This window comes from Microcoleus sp. Pol10D4 (assembly GCF_036701555.1).
Classification (GTDB): Bacteria; Cyanobacteriota; Cyanobacteriia; order Cyanobacteriales; family Microcoleaceae; genus Microcoleus.
Genome location: NZ_JAUBRA010000001.1, coordinates 49,928 through 72,579 on the forward strand (window position 1 = coordinate 49,928; position 22,652 = coordinate 72,579).

A 22,652-nucleotide genomic window follows, 5' to 3' on the forward strand; every position below is an offset into this window, starting at 1 on the left:
ACAGGTAGTTTTACCGGTGCCAATTTTACCTACAGCGCCACAGATAACAGCGGCGCAGTTAGCCCCCCAGCTAACGCTAGTCTCGGTTTAACAGGAACGACACCCCCGCCGACTCCAGCACCAGTACCAACGCCCACTCCCACACCATTACCAATACCGATTCCAGCACCAACACCAACTCCAACACCAACTCCCAACGAACCGCCAGCAGCCAACAATACTAACCTCACCCTAGAGCCCAACAGCACCGCGCAAATTCCGGGATTGGGAAAAAGTGACCCCGATGGGTCGATCGCCTCTTACACCATCAACACCCTGCCCTCACCAGACCAAGGAGTCCTCTTTTTAGGAGATCCAGCCAACGGCGGCGTACCCGTGACACCGGGTCAAGTTTTGACACCGGCACAAATAGGACAACTATTTTTCCAATCCACCGGCAACTTTACCGGTGCCAATTTCAGCTACAGCGCCACAGATAACAACGGCGCTACCAGTCCCCTGGCTACCGCTACTCTCGGTTCCACAGGAGCAACTCCCACACCAAATCCCCTAAACTTACCCCCAGTAACCAACAATGCTAATTTCACCGTAGACCCCAACAGCAGCGCGCGGGTGCCGGGATTGGGAGGAAGTGACCCCGATGGGTCGATCACCTCTTACACCATCAACACCCTGCCCCCAGCGGCCCAAGGAATCCTATTTTTAGGAGATCCAGCCAACGGCGGAGTAGCCGTGACGCCGGGTCAAGTTTTGACACCGGAACAAATAGGACAACTATTTTTCCAATCCACAGGTAGCTTTACCGGTGCCAATTTCAGCTACAGCGCCACAGATAACAGCGGCGCTACCAGCCCCGCCACTGCTACAGTTGCCGCTATCTCCCCGACTTCCAACCAACCGCCATCGGTTAACAATATTAACTTCACGGTTCCCACTAACGGCATCGTGCAGGTGTTGGGATTGGGAGGAAGTGACCCCGATGGGTCGATCGTCTCTTACACCATCACCAGAGTCCCCCCAGCCAACCAAGGAGTCCTGTTCCTATCAGATTCAGTCAACGGCGACGTACCCGTGACAGCCGGTCAAGTTTTGACTCCGGCACAAATAGGACAACTATTTTTCGTAGCCACAGTTGACTTTAACGGAGCAACTTTCAGCTACACCGCCACCGACAACCTCGGCAAAGTCAGCCCCACTAGCGCTAATGTTGCTGCTATCTTGAGGCCAGTTGGAACTGTTCCCCCACTCATACCTACACCCACACCAACGCCCGCGCCCGGTATCTCAAATCCGATCGCCGAACCAGATACCGACTGTTTGTGTCAGCCCATTATTGAAAAACCGGGAATTAACTTTGCGCCCCCGCAGCAACCGCCTGCAGTGGGATTTGTCCGGCCTATTTCACAATTTTCCGAGGGACAAACCACCAAAGGAACCGACGGCGATGACTTCATCGTAGACACCAAAGGCAACCAAAAAATTGTCGGTTTTGAAGGCAACGACCTGCTTTTAGGTGAAGACGGCGCGGACGAAATTTACGGCAACGAAGACAATGACACCATTTTTGGGGGCATTGACACCGATATTATTTACGGAGACGAGGGCAACGATATCGTATTTGCAGGCAAACAGAACGACTGGATTGCGGGCGACTTAGGCTCTGACACCCTGTTTGGAGATCGAGGTGCGGATACGATTCTCGGAGACACCGGGCAGAACAACTCCCAGAGTCCTGACGATGCTCGCGATTTGATTTTCGGAGGCGAGGGTGCAGACCTCATTAACGGCAACGAGGGCGACGATACCATCCATACCGGCAAAGGTGACGATATTGCCCTTGGAGGTAAAGAAAATGACCGAATTTGGGGCGAACTTGGCTCCGATACGTTGCTTGGTGGCATCGGCTCCGACAGCTTGTTTGGGGGCATCCGCGACCAAAGTGCCAGCGACTCCCAGGGACGCGACTTGCTGTACGGAGGCTTCGGTAACGACTTCCTCAACGGCCAACAAGCCAACGATACGCTGGTTGCAGGCAAAGATAACGATCGCGCTTATGGAGGTAAAGGCAATGACATCATCTACGGTCAATTAGGCTCCGATACCCTCTACGGTGGCGAAGGAGCTGATACTCTGCTCGGCGACAGTGGCAGTTCCCAGTCCATCGGGGATCTCGGTGAACAAGACTTAATCTTTGCCGACAGCGGCAACGACATCATAGGCGGCGGGCACGGTAATGATACCGTCCAAGCAGGTAAAGGCAATGATTGTGTTTGGGGTGGCAAAGATAATGACCTGATTTGGGGCGAACTCGGCTCTGATACCCTTGTTGGCGACAGCGGCGACGACACCATGTACGGCGGTGCTCGAAGTCGAGCTAATGATGTTGGCGGTCAGGACTTGCTCTTTGGTGGCACTGGTGCTGATGTGCTGTTCGGCGATGAGGGTGACGATACCATCAGTGGCGGTCAAGACAACGACTTGATTTACGGCGGTAAAGCTAACGACCTCATAAACGGAGATCTGGGCGAAGACTTGATTTACGGCGGTGACGGCAGCGATGAACTCTGCGGTGGCGAGGGCAACGATACCATCTATGGCGATCGTGCTGATAACCGGGCTGTCTCGGTGGGGGCAAACGACCAGCAAGACTGCATCAACGGCGGTGACGGCGATGACTTGCTCTACGGCAACGAAGGCCAAGATACTATCAACGCAGATGCTGGCAGCGATACTCTGATTGGTGGTAAAGATAGCGACCTTCTCAATGGGGGCGCTGGAGATGACTGGCTGTTTGGCGACTTGGGCGAGGATACTTTAATTGGAGGTATGGGGAGCGATCGATTTGTGTTGAGTGCTGATGGCGGCACTGATACTGTCATTAACTTCGAGATAGGCGTGGATAAGTTTGTTTTGAGCGACGGGCTGAGTTTCCAGCAGTTGCAATTTAGCGCCACTCCGAACGGTACCTTGCTGCAAGTAGCAGGAAAAGATCGGGTTTTAGCGAATCTGGTTGGGGTTAACGGGGCGATCGGCTCCTCGGATTTCCTGCCAAATCTCTCTGAACTCTAGAATTGGCGGCGAAAGTCTCCTGTTCTGGCGAACAAAACGCCACAGAGTTCTGATCTGCTGTGGCGTTCCTCACAATACTCAATCCGGGTTAGAAACTTTGTAGCGCTACGCCCTTGACATTGCTCTTACAGTTGCCTTTTGTCCGTCTCTAAAATGCTAAAAAATAAATGTGTATTCAAGCAGGATTTGGTATAATATCAAATCTGTTGGCCTGGGGATTATTCATAAATTTCTTATCTTTATCGGCGTGAATCAGGGTCAATCACTTGTCATCTGCGGTGAATAAATTATCTTTTTTTACCGCAGATACAGGCAGATAAACACAGATGAACGCAGATGAGTTATATTGATTTCTGTTGCACCCTCCATGATTGTTGACTGGTTTTTACGCCCGACAAGGCTACCGGATTTGTATAACTTTGTATTGGGTTTTTCAGGTGTTCCCAGGTACACAAGGGTTGGTAGCTCAAGTTTTTACTAGCCACTAATTTTATTGTGTTTTGCGATCGGGCTTAAGAGCCAACTAAGATTTATCACTAATTCCCCATTCCCATTCCATTGATTCACAATAGAAGGAAAGAAGACATACAGGGATAGCTATTTTTTCCTTTTTCTTGGCGAAGCCCCAATTCCCCATAATCAATTCCAATACTTAGCTTAGGATAGCGAAATCTGCTTACGTAAAAACAGCCGGCGCGGCTGGCCGAACAGCCAACCAGTCCAATTCCAATCCACCTGTTGCAAGCGATAGCCGGCCTGATAGTACAACTGTCGCGCCGGGTGATTATTTTCCAGAACGTGGAGGTAAATCTCAGAAAATCCCCATTCTCTGGCTGTCTCCTCGCAGTTGCTGAGCAATTGTTGAGCAATCCCTTGCCGCCGGTACTCCGGGTGAACAGCTAAATTCGACAAATAAGGATAGTCAGAATTAGGGATTTGCCAAGGAAAGCGAGAACGCAAAGCCATTTCTACTGTTCCTGCCATGCGCTGAGCTCGGTGCGCTCTAGAATTCTGCGTTCCCTCCTCGCGCGAGACTAGCTCAGCAACCAGACAAATGTAATGTTCTGCCTTAGAACGCAGTCGATTTTTTAAATCTTCGTAAATGCCCAAACGCAACACCGGATACACCCATTCTACAAACCCCTCGCGGGAGTGAAAGCTCATGGCTAAAATATCAGCTAGCTGCGTTAAGTCGTTGGGCGCAGCCACCCGGATCGAAAAACCAGAAAGTCCGGGAGTTTGTTGTTGGTGAGATGGTGAGGAAAAAAATGAAGGATTCACAATGCCAGGCCACTATATTAATTTTTTTACGCGGGTTTCTAAGCTACCATCTTAGAAAATTTACTGAGGTTATACTGATCTTATAACGTAACTTATAGGCAGAGTTTATTAGCCAGATTAAATTACATTTTTTTGTGCTTGACTTTAAGTAGTATGTGAGGTAAATGGAAAATTTTTAGGATTTAATTAATACTCTAGTTATGAAAAATAAAACTCATCCCCTAATACTAGATTTGTGGATAAGCTATTTGGCCTTTAAATGGAAGCTTGATCCCTGGTTTTCGGCCGGCATCATAAGAGTTTAAGTAAACAGTAGCTTACAAATTAAATGCGCGACAGCTTAGCGGGCAAGGTATTAAAAACAATCACAAAGGTTTTAACGTCAGGTTCCCGGAATCCTACCGCTCTCTGCTTACGGAAATACCCGATCGAATATAATTTATCCGTCAAGCGGTAGTTGAAAAACTCAACGGCTGATCATACTAACACCGGGCACGATCGCGCGTCGGATGTTCCCCGCCGCCTCCGGGCCTGGCAACCCAGCTTTCAGCAGTTCTGGGCTATCCATCGCCCATCCCCCATCGAACCGGCCTTACCTGTTGAGCTAGGGGGTACTTTTCCCACCTCCAATTTAAATTTGGATGCCTGGAAACTGTCTGCTGGGGTTTTCCCCGTCGGTTCGATACTCTGCTGCGCGCGAGACCTTCAAAACCTCGATCGAGCTGATTGACCCTACCCAAAAACCGATACAAGCCACCAACACTCCACGTGGAGAGATCAAAATTTTAGACCCTAGTTCAAGCTCCGCGATTCATCTGTGGAGTAAATCTAAAATCTAAAATCTAAAATCTAAAATCGACTGACCGGTTTCCACAGAGTACATCCCTAGCTAAGATTAACAGATGGATGCTCGAGCTTGCGGTGTTTCGGCGCAGTAATTGGCTTGGGCGTTGGTCTGCTGAACGCACAAAAAATGCCGAGATCGGGGAAAAAAGTGGAAGTCTAACTAAAATGGTACAGCAATTGCGTCACTCCCACAGACACCTGTGTGGTCTGTGGGCCACCCCGAATATCAGTCAGGGGCTCGGCGCCGGATTGTGGTCGCTATCCTTGGCTGACTGTTAAAGTTGCTGTTATTTGTGGGAAAAAAACACAGGCGAAGAAGTTGGTTGTCTATTATATCTTTCTGCGGGCAGCTTTCACATACCAAATAAAACAGTCCCAGGAGCCTGGATCAAACATAATTTTGGCAAATCAACTCACAATCAGGACGGTTATTCCTATGTATTCTGAGATATCCAGACGGCAGTTAAAATTGCCAGATTTGTGTTTGATCTCCTGCTGCATAAAGGTAAGGGGTGAAAGAAAATTATCGGGAGACGAGTTTATGTGAATATCATTAAATAATAAAATTGGGGTGCACGACAGGTAACTGTGGCTCAGAAGAATTCCGAATTGAAAACCCAGACATCAAAAATAAAGGTTGATGCTTGCCTCGGCCTACTCACAACAACTTCATATCCACGAATTATTGTGATATCCTTTTCCCAAAATAATGGCACTCTAAGCAAACTCCCAACCCTTATGTCATCAGTCATTCGTAATCGAAAATTGAAAATTGAAAATCGAAAATGGTATGACTTCAGCAATTTAAATCGGCAAATTCTTCCTTTAATCAGACTTATTAAATTGAACAGCCCCGGGGCACAGGAGAACGGTGCATGAATTCCCAAGAAAATCCTAAGCTGAAAATTCTGATCGTCGATGACGAGCCAGATAACCTCGACTTGCTTTACCGCACCTTCCATCGAGACTACAAAGTGCTCAGAGCCGAATCTGGCCCCGCTGCTCTCGAAATTTTGGCAAAAGAAGGAGAAGTAGCAGTGATTATCTCCGACCAGCGAATGCCAAAAATGAGCGGTACGGAGTTTCTAAGCCTGACGGCGGCTCAATACCCCGACGTGATCCGAATTATTTTAACTGGCTATACGGATGTTGAAGATTTAGTTGAAGCTATTAACGCTGGCAAAGTATTCAAATACGTTACCAAGCCTTGGGATGCTCAAGAGCTGATAAATCTTGTCAGTCAAGCTGTTGAGACTCACAATCTTCTGAAAACGCGCACCAATGAACTGCGCCGTGCTTTGAGCCAAGAATCGCTGCTTTATGCCGTTACCAATACTATCCGATCGGCTCCCAATTACCAGCAAATGCTGCAAAGAATTGTGGAAACTGTCGGGCAGATGTTTGAGGTGAGTTGCTGTCTGCTGCGCCCGTTCCAAGACGGCCGGGTGGCCGATGAGTGGTTCGTTTACCAGAAGGCAGAAACTAAAGAGCTGCGGGGCGATGAGGAATCGATACCAGGAGATGCTTCTGCTGCCGAACTCTCTCCCGATTTACTGCCGGATTTGGTTTGGGAAACTCTGGATGTGGAGGTGATTCAAGATGCCCAAACTGACGATCGAGTTTTAAACTGGGATAATCAGCAACGACAGCAGGCTTACGAAGCTGCAAATATTCGATCGAGCTTGATCGTACCGTTGTTTTACAAAGTGGAACTGATGGCAGTCTTGGCGCTGCACCAGTTTGAGGAACCGCGCCAGTGGCAAGACCACGAGGTACAGTTGGTAATTACGGTGGCAGACCAAGCGGCTTTGGCGCTTTCTCAAGCCCGGGCTTACGAACAGGTGCGGGCGCTGGCCAAGCGCGAGGCCTTAGTCAATACTATTACTACGGCAATTCGATCGAGTCTCGATCCCCAAAATATTTTTGCAGCCATTACTCAACAACTCGGCCAAGCTTTGCAAGTTGACGGCTGCGCCCTATCTCTGTGGACAGAAGATGATGAATACGTCCAATGCGTGGGGCTATACGACACAGAGAGGGATACCGTGGCTGTAGAACAGGGTTTTATTGACAATCCAGAGGTAGTTGCGAACTCTCTGGGCTACGAGACGGCTTCGGACGATGCTGCTAACACTCGCGCCTGGGTTTTTGCCCATCCTTCTTTGCCACAGTCTTTGGTGCCGATTCGGGGCAATCCGGTGTTGCTGCAAGTTATGGTATCAAAAGAGCCGGTGGCGATCGAAGATCTCGACGAACACCCCGAGTTAAATGTTACAGAACTGCAAGTTCGATCGCCAGCCCGCGCCCTCTTAGTCGTTCCCTTGCTCTCAGAAGGCAAAATCATCGGCAGCATTTCCCTGCGCCAAAATCACAGCATCCGCCGCTGGAACATCTCAGACATTGATCTGGCTCAAATAGTCGCAACTCAAGCTGCTCTGGCCGTGCAGCAGTCGCGCCTCTACCAGACTACCAGACAGCAGGCAGAACGGCTTCTGGAAGCCGATCGGCTCAAAACCGAATTTTTCCAAAATATCTCCCACGAGTTCCGCACGCCTCTAACTTTAACTATCGGCCCTCTGGAATCAGCTTGCAGGCGTAAAGAAGACTTACCCTACGAACAAGCCGTAATCGCTTTGCGTAATTCCCGCCGCCTCCTGCGCTTGGTAAATCAACTGCTGGACTTGCAGCGGCTCGATGCCGGACGGATGCAGCCGAGTTTCCGCCCCTGCGATTTGGTCGGTTTCTGTTACTCTACCGCAGAGTCGTTCCGCGCCTACTGCGAGAAAAAAGGACTGCACTTAATTACCCAACTGCAAGAATGTCCTTTACTTTATTTGGATCTGGAAAGATTTGACAAAGTTATTTACAACCTGCTATCAAATGCTGTTAAATTCACCCCAGAAGGCGGAACTATCACCCTGAAAGTTGAATCAGCCGGCGCTCACTGCTTGTTGCAAGTAAAAGACACGGGGATCGGCATTCGCACCGAACAAATTCCCTATTTATTCGAGCGGTTTCACCAAGCAGAAGGTTCAGCTAGCCGTTCCTATGAAGGCAGCGGTTTAGGTTTGGCACTTGTCAAAGAATTAGTCGAACTCCACGGCGGTCAAGTTTCAGTTGAGTCAGTTTACGGAGAAGGTACTACTTTTACCGTTTGGCTGCACTTTGGTTCGACTCACTTGCCCCCGGAACAGGTACTAGAAATACCTGCGGAGTTTCACTCATCGAAAGCTGCGGTGGAACTGGCAGATGTGGAAGCGGATTTGTCGGAAAATGAGGCAGAAAATCATAACTTTGAGCCGATCCAACCTGTCAAATCAGAAACAGCAGTGGGAACGGTTTTGGTGGTTGACGACAATCCTGATTTGCGCTTTTATGTGTCGGCAATTCTCCGAGATTCCGGCTTTGCAGTTTTGCTGGCCCGCAACGGAAAAGAAGGATTTGCAGTGGCGAAAAAACGTCGCCCTAATTTAATTATAACGGATTTGATGATGCCTTTGATTTCGGGCTTGGATTTGATTCGCATGATTCGAGAGGATGAGGAATTGCAGGGAACTCCGGCAATTTTGCTGACTGCTAAAGCCGACGAAGATACTCGAATTGAAGGAGTAGAACGGGGTGCTGATGCTTATTTGTCCAAGCCTTTTAATGATCGAGAATTGTTGGCGGAAGTGCGGAATTTGATCGCCCTCAAACAAAACGAGCGCCGAGTGCAGCAGTTGAACAGTTATTTAACTGAGTCGGTGCTGCGCCGATTTTTGCCGCCGGCGATGGTGAAGGCCGCAGCGGCTGGAGATTTGGCCTTGGATTTGCGCCCGGAACCGCGATTGATTACTATTTTGTTTAGCGATATTGTCGGTTTTACTCAAATGGCAAATACGCTGCGCTCGCGCCGGGTAGCTGAGCTGTTGAATGAATATTTGGCGGCAATGACTAAGGCTATTTTTGACAGCGGCGGTACGGTGGACAAGTTTGTTGGAGATGCGGTAATGGCTTTCTTTGGCGCGCCGGAGGAACTCACGCCTAATGAGCAAGTACGCCGCGCTGTGGCTGCTGCGGGACAAATGCTGCGAGCTCTGAAGGAGCTTAACAACGGCTGGTTGGAGCAGGGAATTGTTGGGGAAAATGGCGTGCCTCCGGTGCGGTTTCGCTGCGGAATTCACCAGGGTACTGCGGTGGTGGGGATGTTTGGCGGCCCTGATCGATCGGATTATACCGCGATCGGGCCGAGCGTGAATATTGCCGCCCGCTTGCAAGAGGTGACGGAACCAAACACGGTGCTAATTTCGGCGGCGGTGGCAGATTATGTTGAGGAAAATCGCATTGTTAAATATAAGCCTTTGAAACTAAAGGGAATTGATGAAACGGTATTGACTTTTTTACTAAATTGTGATTAGTCATTAGTTGTTTGTTAAGTATTATATGTTGATATCCCACACACAATCTCGGAAACAACCTATTCGTAAATACAGCCGATTTCAACTGAGTGAAGTACCTTCACCCCACCCGCCCCAAAGCTGTTTCATATCGATTCCGGTGCAACCGGAATCGATATCAATTGTTTAATCTTTAACCTAAAAGTTACAATCGACTCACCAAAGTTCAAGCTCCCAAATGGCGGTTGTGGAGTCAAATCTAAAATCTCAAATCTCAAATCTAAAATCTAAAATTGACTGACATTCCTTGCTTCCATCTATCAAAAGAGGGAGTTTTTTTAACCGTTGGTCGGCGGATAACCTCTCTCTAGAGAACGGTTCAGTTGAGCGCTCTGATCGAGTAGAAATAGAATGTCATATCTGATTGTGTATTGTATGAAACTGAATTCTGTTACGAAACGGCTTTCGACTGTCGGGCGCTGGATGGCTGCAACTGTGCTTTGCGTGTCAGCGATGGCCTTCGTGTGGTCTGGTGTGTTCTTCTCCAACACCGCAGCAATGGCCTCTCCTGCTGTAAACTTGATCGCAGCAGCAGATGCGGGCGATGTGGTTCAAGAAAAAGCCAGCAAAGATGCTGGACGAGCCAAGAACTTCATCCGAGATACAGAAGATAAAGTTAAGGAAACTGCCAAGACAAATGCTGCTAAAGTCGATCGAGCATCGGAGGATGGTAGTGTCGTAGAGCGCAAAGCTAAGAAAGATGCGGCCACAATTGAGAAAAGAGCATCGGAAGATTCAGCTCGGACTCAGGAAGCAGTAGATAATACCAAGAATGCTGTAGAGCGCGCTGTTGACAGCATCAAGGATGTTTTTAGCAATTAGAAAATAAATAAGTAGGTAAGTGCAAAGCCCTTGTCTACTTAAGTAAGCGGGCATGAATAAACTGATGTGCGGGGCGGGTTTTGACCTGAAATAAGTCGGATAGCAAGAGTTACTTGCACTCACCCGCCCACCATATCTTATGGTTTTGTCGCTCTTGTCTGCTTACTTGAAACTGCAAAGTTGACGTAGCTTAAGCAAAATCTCTAGAGGGTTTGTAGAACTAACCCCAAACCATGCTTTAAAATTGCCGCAAAAAGCGCAAATCGCTAGCATAAACCCGGCGAATGTCGTCGATTTCATAAAGTACCATTGCGAACCGCTCGACACCAAAACCGGCCGCAAACCCAGTATATTTTTCTGGGTCTAAACCGACTCCTTTAAGAACGTTAGGATCGACCGTTCCGCAGCCCAAAACTTCCAGCCATTTGCCGTTCCACTGCAAATCAACTTCGGCAGAAGGTTCCGTAAACGGAAAGTAACTCGTGCGGAAACGAATCGGCAAATCTTGTCCGAACATTTGCCGTAAAAACTCTTTAATTGTGCCTTTTAAGTCAGTAAATGTCAGACCTTCATCAATTGCTAAAAGCTCAATTTGGTGAAAGACTGCTGCGTGAGTAGCATCGACAGTATCGCGGCGGTAAACGCGGCCGGGAGAGACAATCCGAATCGGCGGTTTGTGCTGTTCCATGTAGCGAATTTGCACTGATGATGTCTGAGTCCGCAGCAAGTCGCCGCCTGGTAGGTAAAATGTATCTTGCATATCCCGCGCTGGGTGGTCTGGCGGGGTGTTCAGCGCCTCGAAGTTGTAATAATCTGTTTCCATTTCCGGGCCGTTCGCGACGGTGTATCCGAGGCCGACAAAGATATCGAGAGCGCGGTCTATGACGGCGTTTAAGGGGTGAACGCGGCCTTGGGGGCGAAAAATCCCCGGCATGGTGACATCGATGGTTTCTGAGGCTAATTTGGCTTGGATTTGGGCGGTTTGGAGGGCGGCGCGCTTGTCTTCTAAATCGGCTTGCAGGGCTTCTTTGACTGTATTGGCGATCGCACCTACTTTGGGTCGCTGGTCTGGCGACAGTTTGCCCATCATGCCTAAAATTTGAGAGAGTTGGCCTTTTTTGCCGAGGTAGCCGACGCGCAACTGTTCGAGTTGTTCGAGGGTATTGGCGGTGGCGATCGCACTTTTGGACTCTTGACCGAGGGTTTCTAGTTGAGTTTCAATGTCGCTTAGCTGGACAGTCATTTTGATTTTAGATTTTAGATTTTAGATTTTAGATTGATGGCAGTTTTGGGCCAAGTTGAGTTTAGCGCAATTTTGGCTCTACAGTCTTGTTGATTTTAGATTTTAGATTTTAGCTTTTAGATTTTCGGCAGTTACGGATAATTTGTAATAGGTAATTCGATGTTAGAGCGATCGCCCTAGTTGAATCTAGTTTAGTATTGTTATAAGGCCTATAAAAATTTCAATGAAACTTTTAATTAGCAACGACGACGGCATCTTTGCACAAGGCATCCGCAGCCTCGCCAACGCTCTCGCCACCGCTGGCCACGACGTGAGCGTAGTTTGTCCCGACAGAGAGCGCTCCGCTACCGGCCACGGCCTTACCTTGCACCAACCCATCCGCGCCGAAATTGTCGAATCTATTTTTGATCCCGCAGTCCAAGCTTGGGCCTGTTCGGGTACTCCCGCCGACTGCGTAAAACTCGCTTTGTGGGCTTTACTTGACAAACCGCCGGATTTTGTCCTTTCCGGTATCAACCACGGGCCCAATTTAGGCACGGATATCATCTGTTCGGGTACGGTTTCGGCAGCAATGGAAGGAATTATGGAAGGCATTCCCAGCATTGCTTTTAGCCTCGCCAGCTTTACTTCGCAGGAATTTGGGCCGGCGGTGGATTTCGCTGTCACCTTGCTGGCACAGTTGGAAAAACAGCCAATGGCGAAACCGATGCTGTTGAATGTCAACATACCGGCAGTCTCACAAGCAGAAATTACCGGAGTTGCGATCGCCCGTCAAGGCATTCGTCGCTATTTCGACATATTTCAAAAGCGCACCGATCCGCGCGGCAAAACTTATTATTGGCTGGCTGGGGAATTGTTAGAAGATGTAGAAGAAATCGCCGATTCGGCGGTGCTGCATGATATTCCTACAGACGTACAAGCTATTCGCGACAACAGAATAACCGTAACTCCCTTGCAATATAATCTCACCTGTGCTCCCGACTTGCACTCGCTGCGAGATTGGCAATTTGAAGGTTTTCCGAAGCAGTGAGCTCCGATCGACCCGATCGGAGCGGTAAACTAGGAATTAAGGAAAAGTGCCTCTCAAGGTCTATACCTTTGGCGTTAACACAGGCTCCCAATTACTTGTTAGTTTTTTTTACTCAAGAAAAACAGTTATGAACGCTCCCACCTATAACACTCATTCTGTCACTTGCCCGATCTGCAACCGTTCCAGCGTCGTAGGCCCAGTCGGGATGGTCAGTGGACTATTCACTTGTCCCCACTGCCATTCTCATATGGTAATTAGCTGGAGCGGTCATTTTGTGCGCGATCCTTTTAGTCTCAAACAACTGACGGTGGGAAAGATGCTGAGGCGCGAGAGCAGACCGTTAGCTCGCCTTCAGCGGGACTTTGGGCTGGGTAAGCCTTTTCCGCTGATTGCCATTTTGGGGAGTGTGGTCTTTTTCGGGTGTGCGCTAGCCGCTACGGAACAATCGCTACCCCGACAGAATTCACTTCAAGGATTTTTAGAGTGGGTGAGCGGAACTGGTAATTCCGAAGATGTCTCCCGTTAACATTTCTTAAAAGAAATTGTGACAGATACTGCGTGCAAATATCTATTCCTTTAGGTAGAAATCACACTATTTTAGCAATTGCATCCATCTTGAGCTAGGGGTAAGCACTTAGACGCCGTGCCCTTCATCATGTGCCCAAAAACGTCAAAACCCCAGTCCGGCAGGGGTTTTAACCCCTGCCTCAAAGCTCAAGTCTGGTGGGCTTAAGTCTCATATCAATTCCGGTGCAACTGGAATAATTGTTGACTGTTGACTGTTGACTGTTGACGGGCGGGTCGAAAAACTGAATGGTTGAGTGTTAACTGTTGACTAGATTTGATTATTCCGATGCAACCGGAAACGATATCACGAGGGTGTTTCGGGTTAAGTTGAGACAGATGAAATAGCTCAATTTAGAAACTCAGCAATTTTTCTAACTGCTGTTTCCAAAATTGCTGGCGATTCGACTAAGGCAAATCGCACGTAGCCTTCTCCTGATTTCCCGAAACCGGCACCGGGGGAAGCTGCGACTCCTGTACTCTGTACTAGCTGAGTGCAAAATTTCACGGAATCTTGCGCCCAAGGTTCCGGCAGTTTCGCCCAGACGTACATGGTGGCAGGGGGTACGGGTACTTGCCAGCCGATGCCCTGTAGCGCGTTTACAAAGGCATCCCGCCGTTTTCTGAAGGTTTCTACGCTGGTTCTGACGGTATCTTGGGGGCCGGTTAATGCGGATATCGCTCCGTTCAAAATCCCTCGGTATTGGTTGAAGTCCACTGCGGCTTTTACCTGTCGCAGCGCTGCAATTAGTTCGGAATTGCCGATCGCATATCCGACTCGAAAACCTCCCATACTGTAGGATTTGGAGAGTGTAAAAAACTCGATCGCCACACTCTTATCTCGATCGGCCTGAAATATTGACGGCGCCATCAATTTTCGATATTCTTCCTCGTTACCAGTCGCCTCAATTGCAGAATTGCGATCGTCAAACACCAAATCCACATAAGGGAAATCGTGCACTAAAACCAGCCGATGTTCTCGACAAAAAGCCACAGCTTTTTCAAAAAAAGCAACCGGGGCGATCGCAGTTGTAGGATTGTGAGGATAGCTCAAAACCATCATCTTCGACTCAGCCAGCACTGCTGCCGGAATATCTTCAAATATCGGCAAAAACGCATTTTCTGCTAATATCGGCATCGGATAAATTTGACCGCCAGCCAAATGCACACCGCCCGCGTGGGAAGGATAGCCCGGATCGAGCAGCAAAGCAAAATCTCCAGGGTTGAGTACAGCTAAAGGCAAATGGGCCGTGCCTTCTTGGGAACCAATTAACGGCAGCACTTCTGTTTCTGGATTGACTGCAATTCCAAATTTTTGCTCGTACCAAATAGCTGCTGCTTCCCGAAAATCTCTTGTGCCGTTAAATAGCAAATAGCCGTGGGTGCTGGTGTCGGACAGAGAATGTGCGATCGCATCTGTAATATGAGCCGCCGCCGGCAAATCCGAAGAACCCAGAGACAAGTCAATCACATTCTGCCCCGCTGCTCTAGCTTGAGCTTTTGCCCGATCCATATCGGCAAATACATTAAATTGCAGTGGTTCTAAACGTTTAGCAAATTGCATATTTTCTATAGTTTTGTGGAATTTTAAGGAATATTTTTATCTGAGCTAAATTATTTTTTATATGGCATTTATATTGACTTTGTATTTTTTTTTAGTAACCGCAGAGAGCGCAGAGGGCGCAGAGTCAGAGAGGAATATCGAGGAGAAAAGAGAGATGTTACAAAAATATTTGCGATTTATATAGTTGTAAGTTGGGAGTTGGAAACTCCCGAATCATTTCCAAACTTTATAAGTGAGCGTCGAGCAAACCGACCAAAGTTTGTTTAGTAATAGCTCCCTCGTGAGACAGCACTACTTCGGCATTTTTAAACAGCCTGAGAGCTGGAACTCCTTCTACTTTATACTGCTTGACAGTATTAGGATTGGGGTCAATTTCCATTTTAACGACTTTCAGTCGATCGCTGTAGTTGGCCGCCACCCAGTCTACCGAAGGCGCGATCAGTTTGCAAGGCCCGCACCAACTCGCCCAAAAATAGGCAAGCACTGGTTGCTCTGCTTTCAGGACTTCTGTTTCAAATTTTTCGTCGTTAATGACAATTACACTGTTGCTCATGGTTCTGCGATTATTTTTTCTATTTATTTCTAAAGCACCGGCTCGGTAAAACTTGCACCAACTGACAAGACAGGCCCAAAAAACTGTTACTAATTTTAAAACATTCTGTGAATTATTGAGTGCAAACTCAGGATTGGGGACTGATGGCTAATTCTGTATGGCGTTTAATTCCACTGTTGTCGGCGTCTGGTAGCGTGCAGATGGCGATCGACCAATGGCTACTGGAACAGCATCTAGCGGGCAAACATCCGCCAACTCTGCGATTTTACACCTGGCAACCGGCGGCGATTTCCTTGGGCTACCACCAGCGCCGATGGCCGGAGTTTTGGCAGCAGTTGTCTTGGCAGGGAATGCCTGTGGAGTTGGTGAGGAGGCCCAGCGGCGGGCGCGCAGTGTTGCATCAAGGGGATTTAACTTATGCAGTTGTGGCGTCGGGATTTGGAAGCAGCCGTATGAAAGCTTATCAGACTATTTGCGAGTTTTTGATTGAGGGTTGGAGAGCAATGGGTTTGGATTTGCACTACGGGGAAGCGGGAAGGGGTTATATTCACAATCCGAATTGTTTTGGTACTGCGACGGGTGCGGATTTAGTTACCGCTGATGGTTGCAAGTTAATTGGTAGCGCGCAATTACGACGGGGTGATGCTATTTTGCAGCACGGTTCGATGCGTTTGCAGCCGGATGTTAAATTATTTTCTCAAGTTTTTGGGGAGGAATTAATTCCTGTGCAATTACCTCTATCTGAAGGGGGAGATGATTGGATTGCAACTGTAATTGATGTTTTGAGTGCGGCTGCTTGTCGCTGTTTTGGGATTGAGTTGGAGGTGCAGCCACTTTCGGCTCAGGAATGGCAAGATATAGCAGATATTGAAGGAAGAAGGAAGAACGAAAATATATTAGATACTAGACATACCTAACTTCTTGAAAAAGTTGGGTATCTCGCTAAAATCGCTAATCTAAAATCGGAAAACTCATTTATGGCTGCTGCTCAATTTGAACGATCGGCTCTTTGGCAATTTCGCCCAATTTCACAGAATCCAGCAAGCTTTCCCAATCAGCAGTTAATTCTGCATCATTAGGATTAGCGCGGCGAGCAGCAGCTAAAGTGCTCAGAGCCTCTTGCCAAATCCCATTTTCAGCATAAATAACGGTTTTCTGGCGCGGATCAGCCGCATCTAATTCACGGAGGATATCTGCACTCAGTTCAACTCGCCGTACAATACCTGTTGCTACCGCATCTGAGGATCTGTCCTCACGGTCGCACCTCAATACAATATACCAAAGGTAATTTTTGCCTGCTTCCAAGGGCGGCACATTCTTATTGGCAGGAATACTAACGCTCATCACTCCTGGTGAATTCTTAATTTTTAGGGTAGTTTCATGTATGAAATTCTCGTTTTCATCTACTAGGGAAAACTCGGCTTGCGCTTCGTCGAAGTCTAATTTAGGCAAGTAGAAAAAGAATACAGGGTATTGCGAAACAGTCCGTCCGATTTTACTTTTTGGTACTAATGCTGTTAGCTTTCTGTTACCTCTAGCGTCGCATGTAAGTCCTGCCGGGATCCCGAATACTCGTCGAGAGTTCGCTGACGACAAATTATCTTCACTAGGCCCAACGAAGCGCACCCTTCCCGGTTGAGTGATTGGCTGACCATCTACGTTTGGAGTCGGCTGTCCCACAACGGTTAATTGGAAAGCGTTAAGTGTGGCGATCGATAATATTGAGCCAACTGATGTGAAACTTAGGAAAAACTTAGTGATTTTTTCCATTTTTTAAAACATTCTTTTAATTAGGGTTCTATGCGTTTACAGCCGGATTTGGATGTCTTTTTTCAACTTTTTGCATAGAAACTAATTCCTGTGAATTCACCTCTATCTTAAGATGGAAATGTTTTGATTGAAACTGTAATAAAATTAATATATTAGAGTCCAGACTTCTTCAAGAAGTTGGGACTCTTGGTATTTTGTTATGGCTGCGCCTCAATTTCAACGATCGGCTCTTTGGCAATTTTGCCCAATTTCACAGACTCTAGCAAGCTTTCCCAATCAGCAGCTAATTCTGCATCATTAGGATTGGCTTGGCGAGCCGCAGCTAAAGTGCTGAGGGCATCTTGCCAAATCCCATTTTCAGCATAAATAACGGTTTTCTGGCGCGCATCGGCCTTCTCTAATGGACTGCGGATATCTGCACTGAGTTCAACTCGCCGTACACTACCGCTTTCGCTCTGATCGCTCGATCTGTCTTGAGAGTTGCAAATCACTGTAAAATTCCAACGGTAACTTTTGCCTAATTCCAAGGGCGGCACATTTTTGTTAGCGGGGATACTAACGCCGATCACCCCTGATAAATTGCTAATTGTGAGATCCTGTTTATAAATCTCCTTGCCGCTTTGATCTTGTAGGATAAATTCGGCTGATTCCGCCTCTGTTTTAGGCAAGTAGAAAAAGAATGTTGGATAGTCGGAAACCGTCCGTCCGATCTTATTTTTAGGCACTAAGGGTGTGAGACCTACCTGACTAATGCTCGCGCAGCCACCGCGCACAAGCCGTCTCGGTTGAGTGGGGGGCCGCTCATCTATATCTTCACGGGGCTGAACGAAGCGCGGCCCTCCCGATCGAGTGGGTGGCTTCCCAGGTATGTTGAGAGTCTGCCCCATAACTGCAAATTGGGAAGCGTTAAGTGTGGCGATCAATACTATTGAGCCAACTGATGTCAGATTGAGGATAAACTTAGTAATTATTTTCATTAGTTTCATAATTTTTTAGGGATAGATTCTCTCTTTTTATTTATTTTTCCTTCCCAAAATCCGGTAGACATTAACTTTTTGTTCCCTGCCTTTTAAAGGCAAAGGTCCCCAAGATTCTACCTCCAATTGGTCGGCCAGATGCAGAAAGGTTTCTTCTGCAATCAATATCCGGCAAGTGTCCTCTTGCCGATCCTTTTCGCAGCTTTCGAGTCGAGAGGCAATATTTACGCTGTCGCCGATCACTCCATATTCTAAACGGGTTGTGCCTCCCAGACTACCCACCATAACAGGCCCTGTAAAGATGCCTACTCGCATTTTTGCGGCTGGTAAACCGCGTGTGAGCCAATTTTGATTCATTTCTGGCAAGCGCGAACTTATAGCTAGAGCGCAAGATACGGCAAGGCGAGCATCTTCTGCAATTTCTTCTGGAGTGGTGCGGGGAATGGGTACGCCAAATACTGCCAGCATTCCATCTCCGGTAAATTTATTAATCACGCCTTGATGTTCTTGGACTTCTTGCGCCATTGCTGATAAATACTCATTTAACCAACTCATTACCACTTCTGGCGGTAGTTTTTCGGAGATTGTACTAAAACCCTGCAAGTCGGTGAGGATGATTGTAGCAGTAACTTTTTGCCCTGGCAATAACCCTGATTCGAGCAGATGGACGCGCTCTTTCCACAGGGCATTTGCGATCGCGGGTGAAGTTTGTTGTCCTAATAATTTCATCACAATCCCTTGCTGTTGCCTCGACTGCTCGTATTTATAGGTGACTGCGACTCCTGCGGTGATTAAAAGTGCCAGGGCTGGAGTGATTACAGGTATCCACCCCTGTTGCATGAAGAGGAAAAAGGTCAATCCGAATAATGAGCCGCAAGCTGCGATCGCACTTCCCATCAAATTCAGCGATTTTTCTAGCCGCCAAGCTAAACAGCCACCCACTGCACTCCAAACAGCGATCCATAGAATTTCTTGCCATTCATCCCAATACCAAAATAGCCCTTTGCCATCTAAAACTGCGCTGAGAATTTGGCTGGTGGCCGTTGCGTGAATTAATACCCCAGGCATCGGCTGGTTTCCGTTTCCAGTAGCGCTGTAAGGGGTAAAAAATAAATCGTTGACACTTAGGGCTGTAACGCCTATTAGCACTATTTTACCCTTCACCAATTTAGGATCAACTTTTCCCTCCAACACTTGAGTTAGTGTCACGGTCTTGGCTATATTTTTAGGAGAGCGGTAATTGAGCAATATTTGATAGCCTTGGTCAGCAATGTTCTGATAACCTCCTGAGTGCGATTGCAGCTTTAAAAATACTGTCTTGTCTACCTGAATTTCATTTTTTTCGGTTATTTTATCATCTATATTTTTGCTATTGAAATAAGCCAAAGCTAGCCGCATTGAAAATGAAGTCAGTGTCGTTTTACCATCGCCAGCAAACATCAAATTGCGACGCACTATACCGTCGGGATCGACGACTAAATCGTTAAATCCTATCCGCTTATCTGGTATGTTACGAGGTGGTGGCACTCGATCGTATTCAGAGTTGCCGATTAAGGTAATGGGGATTACTTTGGGGTTTTTCCATTGAGTGACTAATTCTGCATTCCCCGGTTCGTAGGGAACATTGCGAAGCATATCTATGCCAATAGCTGTGGGTTCAAGACGCGCTATTTCGGCGATCGCTTTTGCTAAAGTGCGATCTGAAATTGGCCATTTTTCAATAGTATTAATGTCCTGATCTGTGATTGTGACTACCAGCAACCTGGGGTCAGGAGCCCGATCTGGCCGCAACTTCACCATCAGGTCGTAAGCATTTAATTCTAGTGGCTGCAACCCGCCTAAATGCCTCACTACCAATAGAGTTCCGGTCACGACAATCCAGATGATAGCAACAGGTTGCAAGTCAGCGTAGGGGAAGAAATTAGTTAAATTTTTCCAACGTCTCTCCGCCAATTTATGATAGATTCTCTTAAAGAATTTGGGCATAAAATTTTTTGCTTTAACCCTCATTGACAAAGTTTGCTACATCTTAACTGATCACTGATGCCCCTTACCTATGCCGCCTTTTTAATTTTCCTGTGCGGTTTTGGCGATCGCACTTAACTGCAATCCCTGCGGATAGCTGTTTTCTTCTTTGCTGCGCTTGATGTCGGCGATTGAAATCTGGGGTTTGAGGTATTTTGCCAAAACTTTAACCACGTCACCCCGATCGATCGTCCCCACTACTGAACCAATCGGCGAGAGGACGATGATTCGGGGGAGTTGACGGGCTTCCATGCTGTTAATTACTTCTGCGATGGATGCTTTTTCGGAGACTGTGGGGGTTTTTCCCAGGGGTTTCAAAATGTTGTGCAAAGTCTGAACTTGCCATTGACTGCGTTCTGTGAAGCGGATATCGTCGATCGACACTAACCCCAAATCCCGGCCGTTGGTCGCAGCAATGTAAAATGGAAACGGATTGACTTCTAACAAATATCGATCGGCAAATTCTCGCAGAGTCAAATCTGCATCTACAACTCGAAACTCCCGGCTCATCGCATCGCTGGCTTTAATTTTGAGCAGGGCTTCTTGCAGGGAAGTAACTTGGCTATAAGCAGTGGCATTGCGAATGCCAAACCAGCCGATCAGCGCAATCCACAAGCCGCCGTACTCGCGCGCTAAAAAGCATAAACTCAGACCCAAAGCCACAGCCAGCCAACCTAAAACTTGTCCGGTTTTTGCCGCCCAGCGAACGCCGGCAAATCGAGAGCCAGTGATTTTCCAAATTGCTGCTTTTAAAACTTGTCCTCCATCCAAAGGTAGACCGGGAATTAAGTTAAATAATCCCAAAACGAGATTGATTAGTGCTACCCTTTCGGTGACAATTGCTAACAAACTTTTCGGGGGAAGAACTTGAGAACCCAAACCGAGGATTAAAAACAACGCAAAGCTGACGAGAGGGCCGGCAATAGCTACTTGAAAAGCTTGACCGGGAGTTTTTGATTCCGAGTCGATCGAAGCTACTCCGCCAAATAAGAATAAGGTAATAGAATTAACTTTAATGCCTTGCGATATCGCCGCTAAGCTGTGTCCGAGTTCGTGCAAGAGCACGGAAGCAAACAGTAGCAGAGCTATTGCTAACCCCGCACCCCAGGAGAGCGCAGGCCCCCACAGGCGGTAACTGCTGGCGTATTCGCGGGTTGCTAAAGCTAAAATTATAAACCACGAATAATCTATAACTAGGGGGATGCCAAATAAAGAGCCGATTCGCCAACCTGTCTGCATGAAGTTTCCTGGGAAAGGAGAGCAAGAAAGAGTTTCTATTATATCTTTTCTTCTCCTTGCCTTTGCCTTTCCCCTGATTTTTACAGAACTCCGGCGTTACCCAAGCCCAAGATTACTCCGGCTCCGAGCAAGTGGCCGAAGCTGGCTGTTGCCAGCAATTCTGGTACGCCGAAGCCTTTGAACATTCCAGGGAGTGCAACGGGTAAAGCTGGGCCCTTGCCTCGGTTTTGCTTGGAGATGCCGTAGTAGCCGATCGTGATCGCCAGCAAATTACATAAAATCATTGTCAGTCCTACCAGTGGCGACCACTCCGGTGTTGAGGGAACAGTAGATTGTACGGCTAACAGCAAAGATGAGTTAATCATGTTCTTATCTCCTGATTTCACAGATATATTGAGTTCCAAGATTATAAAAAGCGTTTTGCATTAAACTAAGATTTGTTTTAATAGTTAACAATTCGTTTATATTTTGATACAAATTCGGAAGGGAGGAGTCGGATTGCGGGTTAAAATTTGCGGAATCACTAAATTAGACCAAGGAATTGCGATCGCCCGCTTGGGAGCCCAGGCTTTGGGGTTTATTTGCGTGCAGGCTTCCCCTCGCTATGTCAGCCCAGAAACAATTCGCCTGATTGTCGAGCAGTTGCCGGAAAATGTCGATCGCATCGGCGTTTTTGCCAACACCACAATAGAAAATATCTGTCAAGTAGCGGCAGAGTCAAATTTAAGCGGGGTGCAGTTGCATGGAGATGAAACAGCGGAATATTGCGATCGACTGCGGGAGTTTTTGCCGGGAATTGAAATTATCAAAGCCCTGAGAGTTAAGACTCCTGAAACTTTAGCCACCGCTGCTGTTTATGCTGTTCGTGTCGATACTTTACTGCTCGATGCTTACCATCCAGAGCAATTGGGCGGTACTGGTAAAACGATCGACTGGATGATGTTATCAGAGTTTAGACCGCAGTGTCCTTGGCTGCTGGCGGGCGGTTTAACACCCGATAATATTTTAAATGCAATTGATAGTGCGATCGGCAATAACTTCAGCGGTGTTGACCTTTCCAGCGGCGTAGAAATAGCGCCGGGAGATAAAGATTTGACCAAAGTTGCTCAGTTATTTGCTAATTTAAGTCAACTTGCTCATCATTGATACATTGGCAATAGCAAATTCGCGCTTTTTATCGGATTTATTCTTTAGTCTGCTTGGGCGAAGCCTGCCGTAGACTGGGCAGACTTC

General features: G+C 47.5%; 16 protein-coding genes. 7 read left to right on the forward strand and 9 right to left on the reverse strand.

What is annotated here, in order from left to right; translation table 11 throughout:
• Window positions 1–3,069 (forward strand): Ig-like domain-containing protein (locus QUA36_RS00200; RefSeq protein ID WP_445301405.1); only part of this gene is annotated, 3,069 nt, incomplete at its 5' end.
• Between the two features lie 657 nt (window positions 3,070–3,726).
• Here QUA36_RS00200 and QUA36_RS00205 read toward each other — a convergent pair.
• A complete protein-coding gene (locus QUA36_RS00205) occupies window positions 3,727–4,350 on the reverse strand; it encodes a GNAT family N-acetyltransferase (RefSeq protein ID WP_333165062.1) in 624 nt (207 codons plus the stop codon).
• A 1,721-nt stretch (window positions 4,351–6,071) separates the two neighbouring features.
• On the opposite strand from QUA36_RS00205, the gene QUA36_RS00210 reads away from it, so the two are divergent.
• Together QUA36_RS00210 and QUA36_RS00215 are read left to right on the forward strand one after the other, a co-directional pair.
• Entirely contained in the window at window positions 6,072–9,593 is a 3,522-nt protein-coding gene (locus tag QUA36_RS00210) for a response regulator (RefSeq protein ID WP_333454807.1), read from the forward strand.
• A 414-nt stretch (window positions 9,594–10,007) separates the two neighbouring features.
• Window positions 10,008–10,454, forward strand: a complete 447-nt coding sequence (locus tag QUA36_RS00215; RefSeq protein WP_333453033.1) for a hypothetical protein — start codon at window positions 10,008–10,010, stop codon at window positions 10,452–10,454.
• 238 nt (window positions 10,455–10,692) lie between these two features.
• On the opposite strand, the gene pheS is transcribed toward QUA36_RS00215, so the two are convergent.
• Entirely contained in the window at window positions 10,693–11,697 is a 1,005-nt protein-coding gene (pheS, locus tag QUA36_RS00220) for a phenylalanine--tRNA ligase subunit alpha (protein ID WP_015177077.1), read from the reverse strand.
• A gap of 223 nt (window positions 11,698–11,920) precedes the next feature.
• Here pheS and surE point away from each other — a divergent pair, with 223 nt between their 5' ends.
• On the forward strand, window positions 11,921–12,727 hold the full coding sequence (gene surE, locus QUA36_RS00225) for a 5'/3'-nucleotidase SurE (RefSeq protein WP_333454809.1): 807 nt from the start codon (window positions 11,921–11,923) through the stop codon (window positions 12,725–12,727).
• A 127-nt stretch (window positions 12,728–12,854) separates the two neighbouring features.
• A complete protein-coding gene (locus tag QUA36_RS00230; RefSeq protein WP_333165051.1) occupies window positions 12,855–13,253 on the forward strand; it encodes a hypothetical protein in 399 nt (132 codons plus the stop codon).
• Window positions 13,254–13,640: 387 nt separating this feature from the next.
• On the opposite strand, the gene QUA36_RS00235 is transcribed toward QUA36_RS00230, so the two are convergent.
• Both QUA36_RS00235 and QUA36_RS00240 read right to left on the reverse strand, forming a co-directional pair.
• Window positions 13,641–14,855, reverse strand: a complete 1,215-nt coding sequence (locus QUA36_RS00235) for an LL-diaminopimelate aminotransferase (protein ID WP_333454811.1) — start codon at window positions 14,853–14,855, stop codon at window positions 13,641–13,643.
• Window positions 14,856–15,081: 226 nt separating this feature from the next.
• The gene (locus QUA36_RS00240; RefSeq protein ID WP_015177073.1) at window positions 15,082–15,408 is read right to left on the reverse strand and encodes a thioredoxin family protein; all 327 of its coding nucleotides are present in this window, start codon (window positions 15,406–15,408) and stop codon (window positions 15,082–15,084) included.
• Between the two features lie 143 nt (window positions 15,409–15,551).
• Between QUA36_RS00240 and QUA36_RS00245 the strand changes: the two genes are divergently transcribed.
• Complete coding sequence (locus QUA36_RS00245; protein WP_333454813.1) at window positions 15,552–16,325, forward strand: biotin/lipoate A/B protein ligase family protein; 774 nt, start codon at window positions 15,552–15,554, stop codon at window positions 16,323–16,325.
• 58 nt (window positions 16,326–16,383) lie between these two features.
• On the opposite strand, the gene QUA36_RS00250 is transcribed toward QUA36_RS00245, so the two are convergent.
• The 5 genes from QUA36_RS00250 to psaK form a co-directional block, all read right to left on the reverse strand.
• Entirely contained in the window at window positions 16,384–17,178 is a 795-nt protein-coding gene (locus tag QUA36_RS00250) for a DUF928 domain-containing protein (RefSeq protein ID WP_333454815.1), read from the reverse strand.
• A 197-nt stretch (window positions 17,179–17,375) separates the two neighbouring features.
• Entirely contained in the window at window positions 17,376–18,164 is a 789-nt protein-coding gene (locus QUA36_RS00255; protein WP_333453708.1) for a DUF928 domain-containing protein, read from the reverse strand.
• 27 nt (window positions 18,165–18,191) lie between these two features.
• A complete protein-coding gene (locus tag QUA36_RS00260) occupies window positions 18,192–20,141 on the reverse strand; it encodes an adenylate/guanylate cyclase domain-containing protein (RefSeq protein ID WP_333454817.1) in 1,950 nt (649 codons plus the stop codon).
• 81 nt (window positions 20,142–20,222) lie between these two features.
• Entirely contained in the window at window positions 20,223–21,419 is a 1,197-nt protein-coding gene (locus QUA36_RS00265; RefSeq protein ID WP_333168590.1) for a site-2 protease family protein, read from the reverse strand.
• A gap of 80 nt (window positions 21,420–21,499) precedes the next feature.
• Entirely contained in the window at window positions 21,500–21,784 is a 285-nt protein-coding gene (psaK, locus tag QUA36_RS00270) for a photosystem I reaction center subunit PsaK (protein WP_333168587.1), read from the reverse strand.
• Window positions 21,785–21,917: 133 nt separating this feature from the next.
• Here psaK and QUA36_RS00275 point away from each other — a divergent pair, with 133 nt between their 5' ends.
• Window positions 21,918–22,565 carry a phosphoribosylanthranilate isomerase gene (locus QUA36_RS00275; protein ID WP_333454819.1) on the forward strand — a complete coding sequence of 216 codons (648 nt, stop codon included), beginning with the start codon at window positions 21,918–21,920 and terminating at the stop codon, window positions 22,563–22,565.
• The last annotated feature ends 87 nt before the right edge of the window (window positions 22,566–22,652 follow it).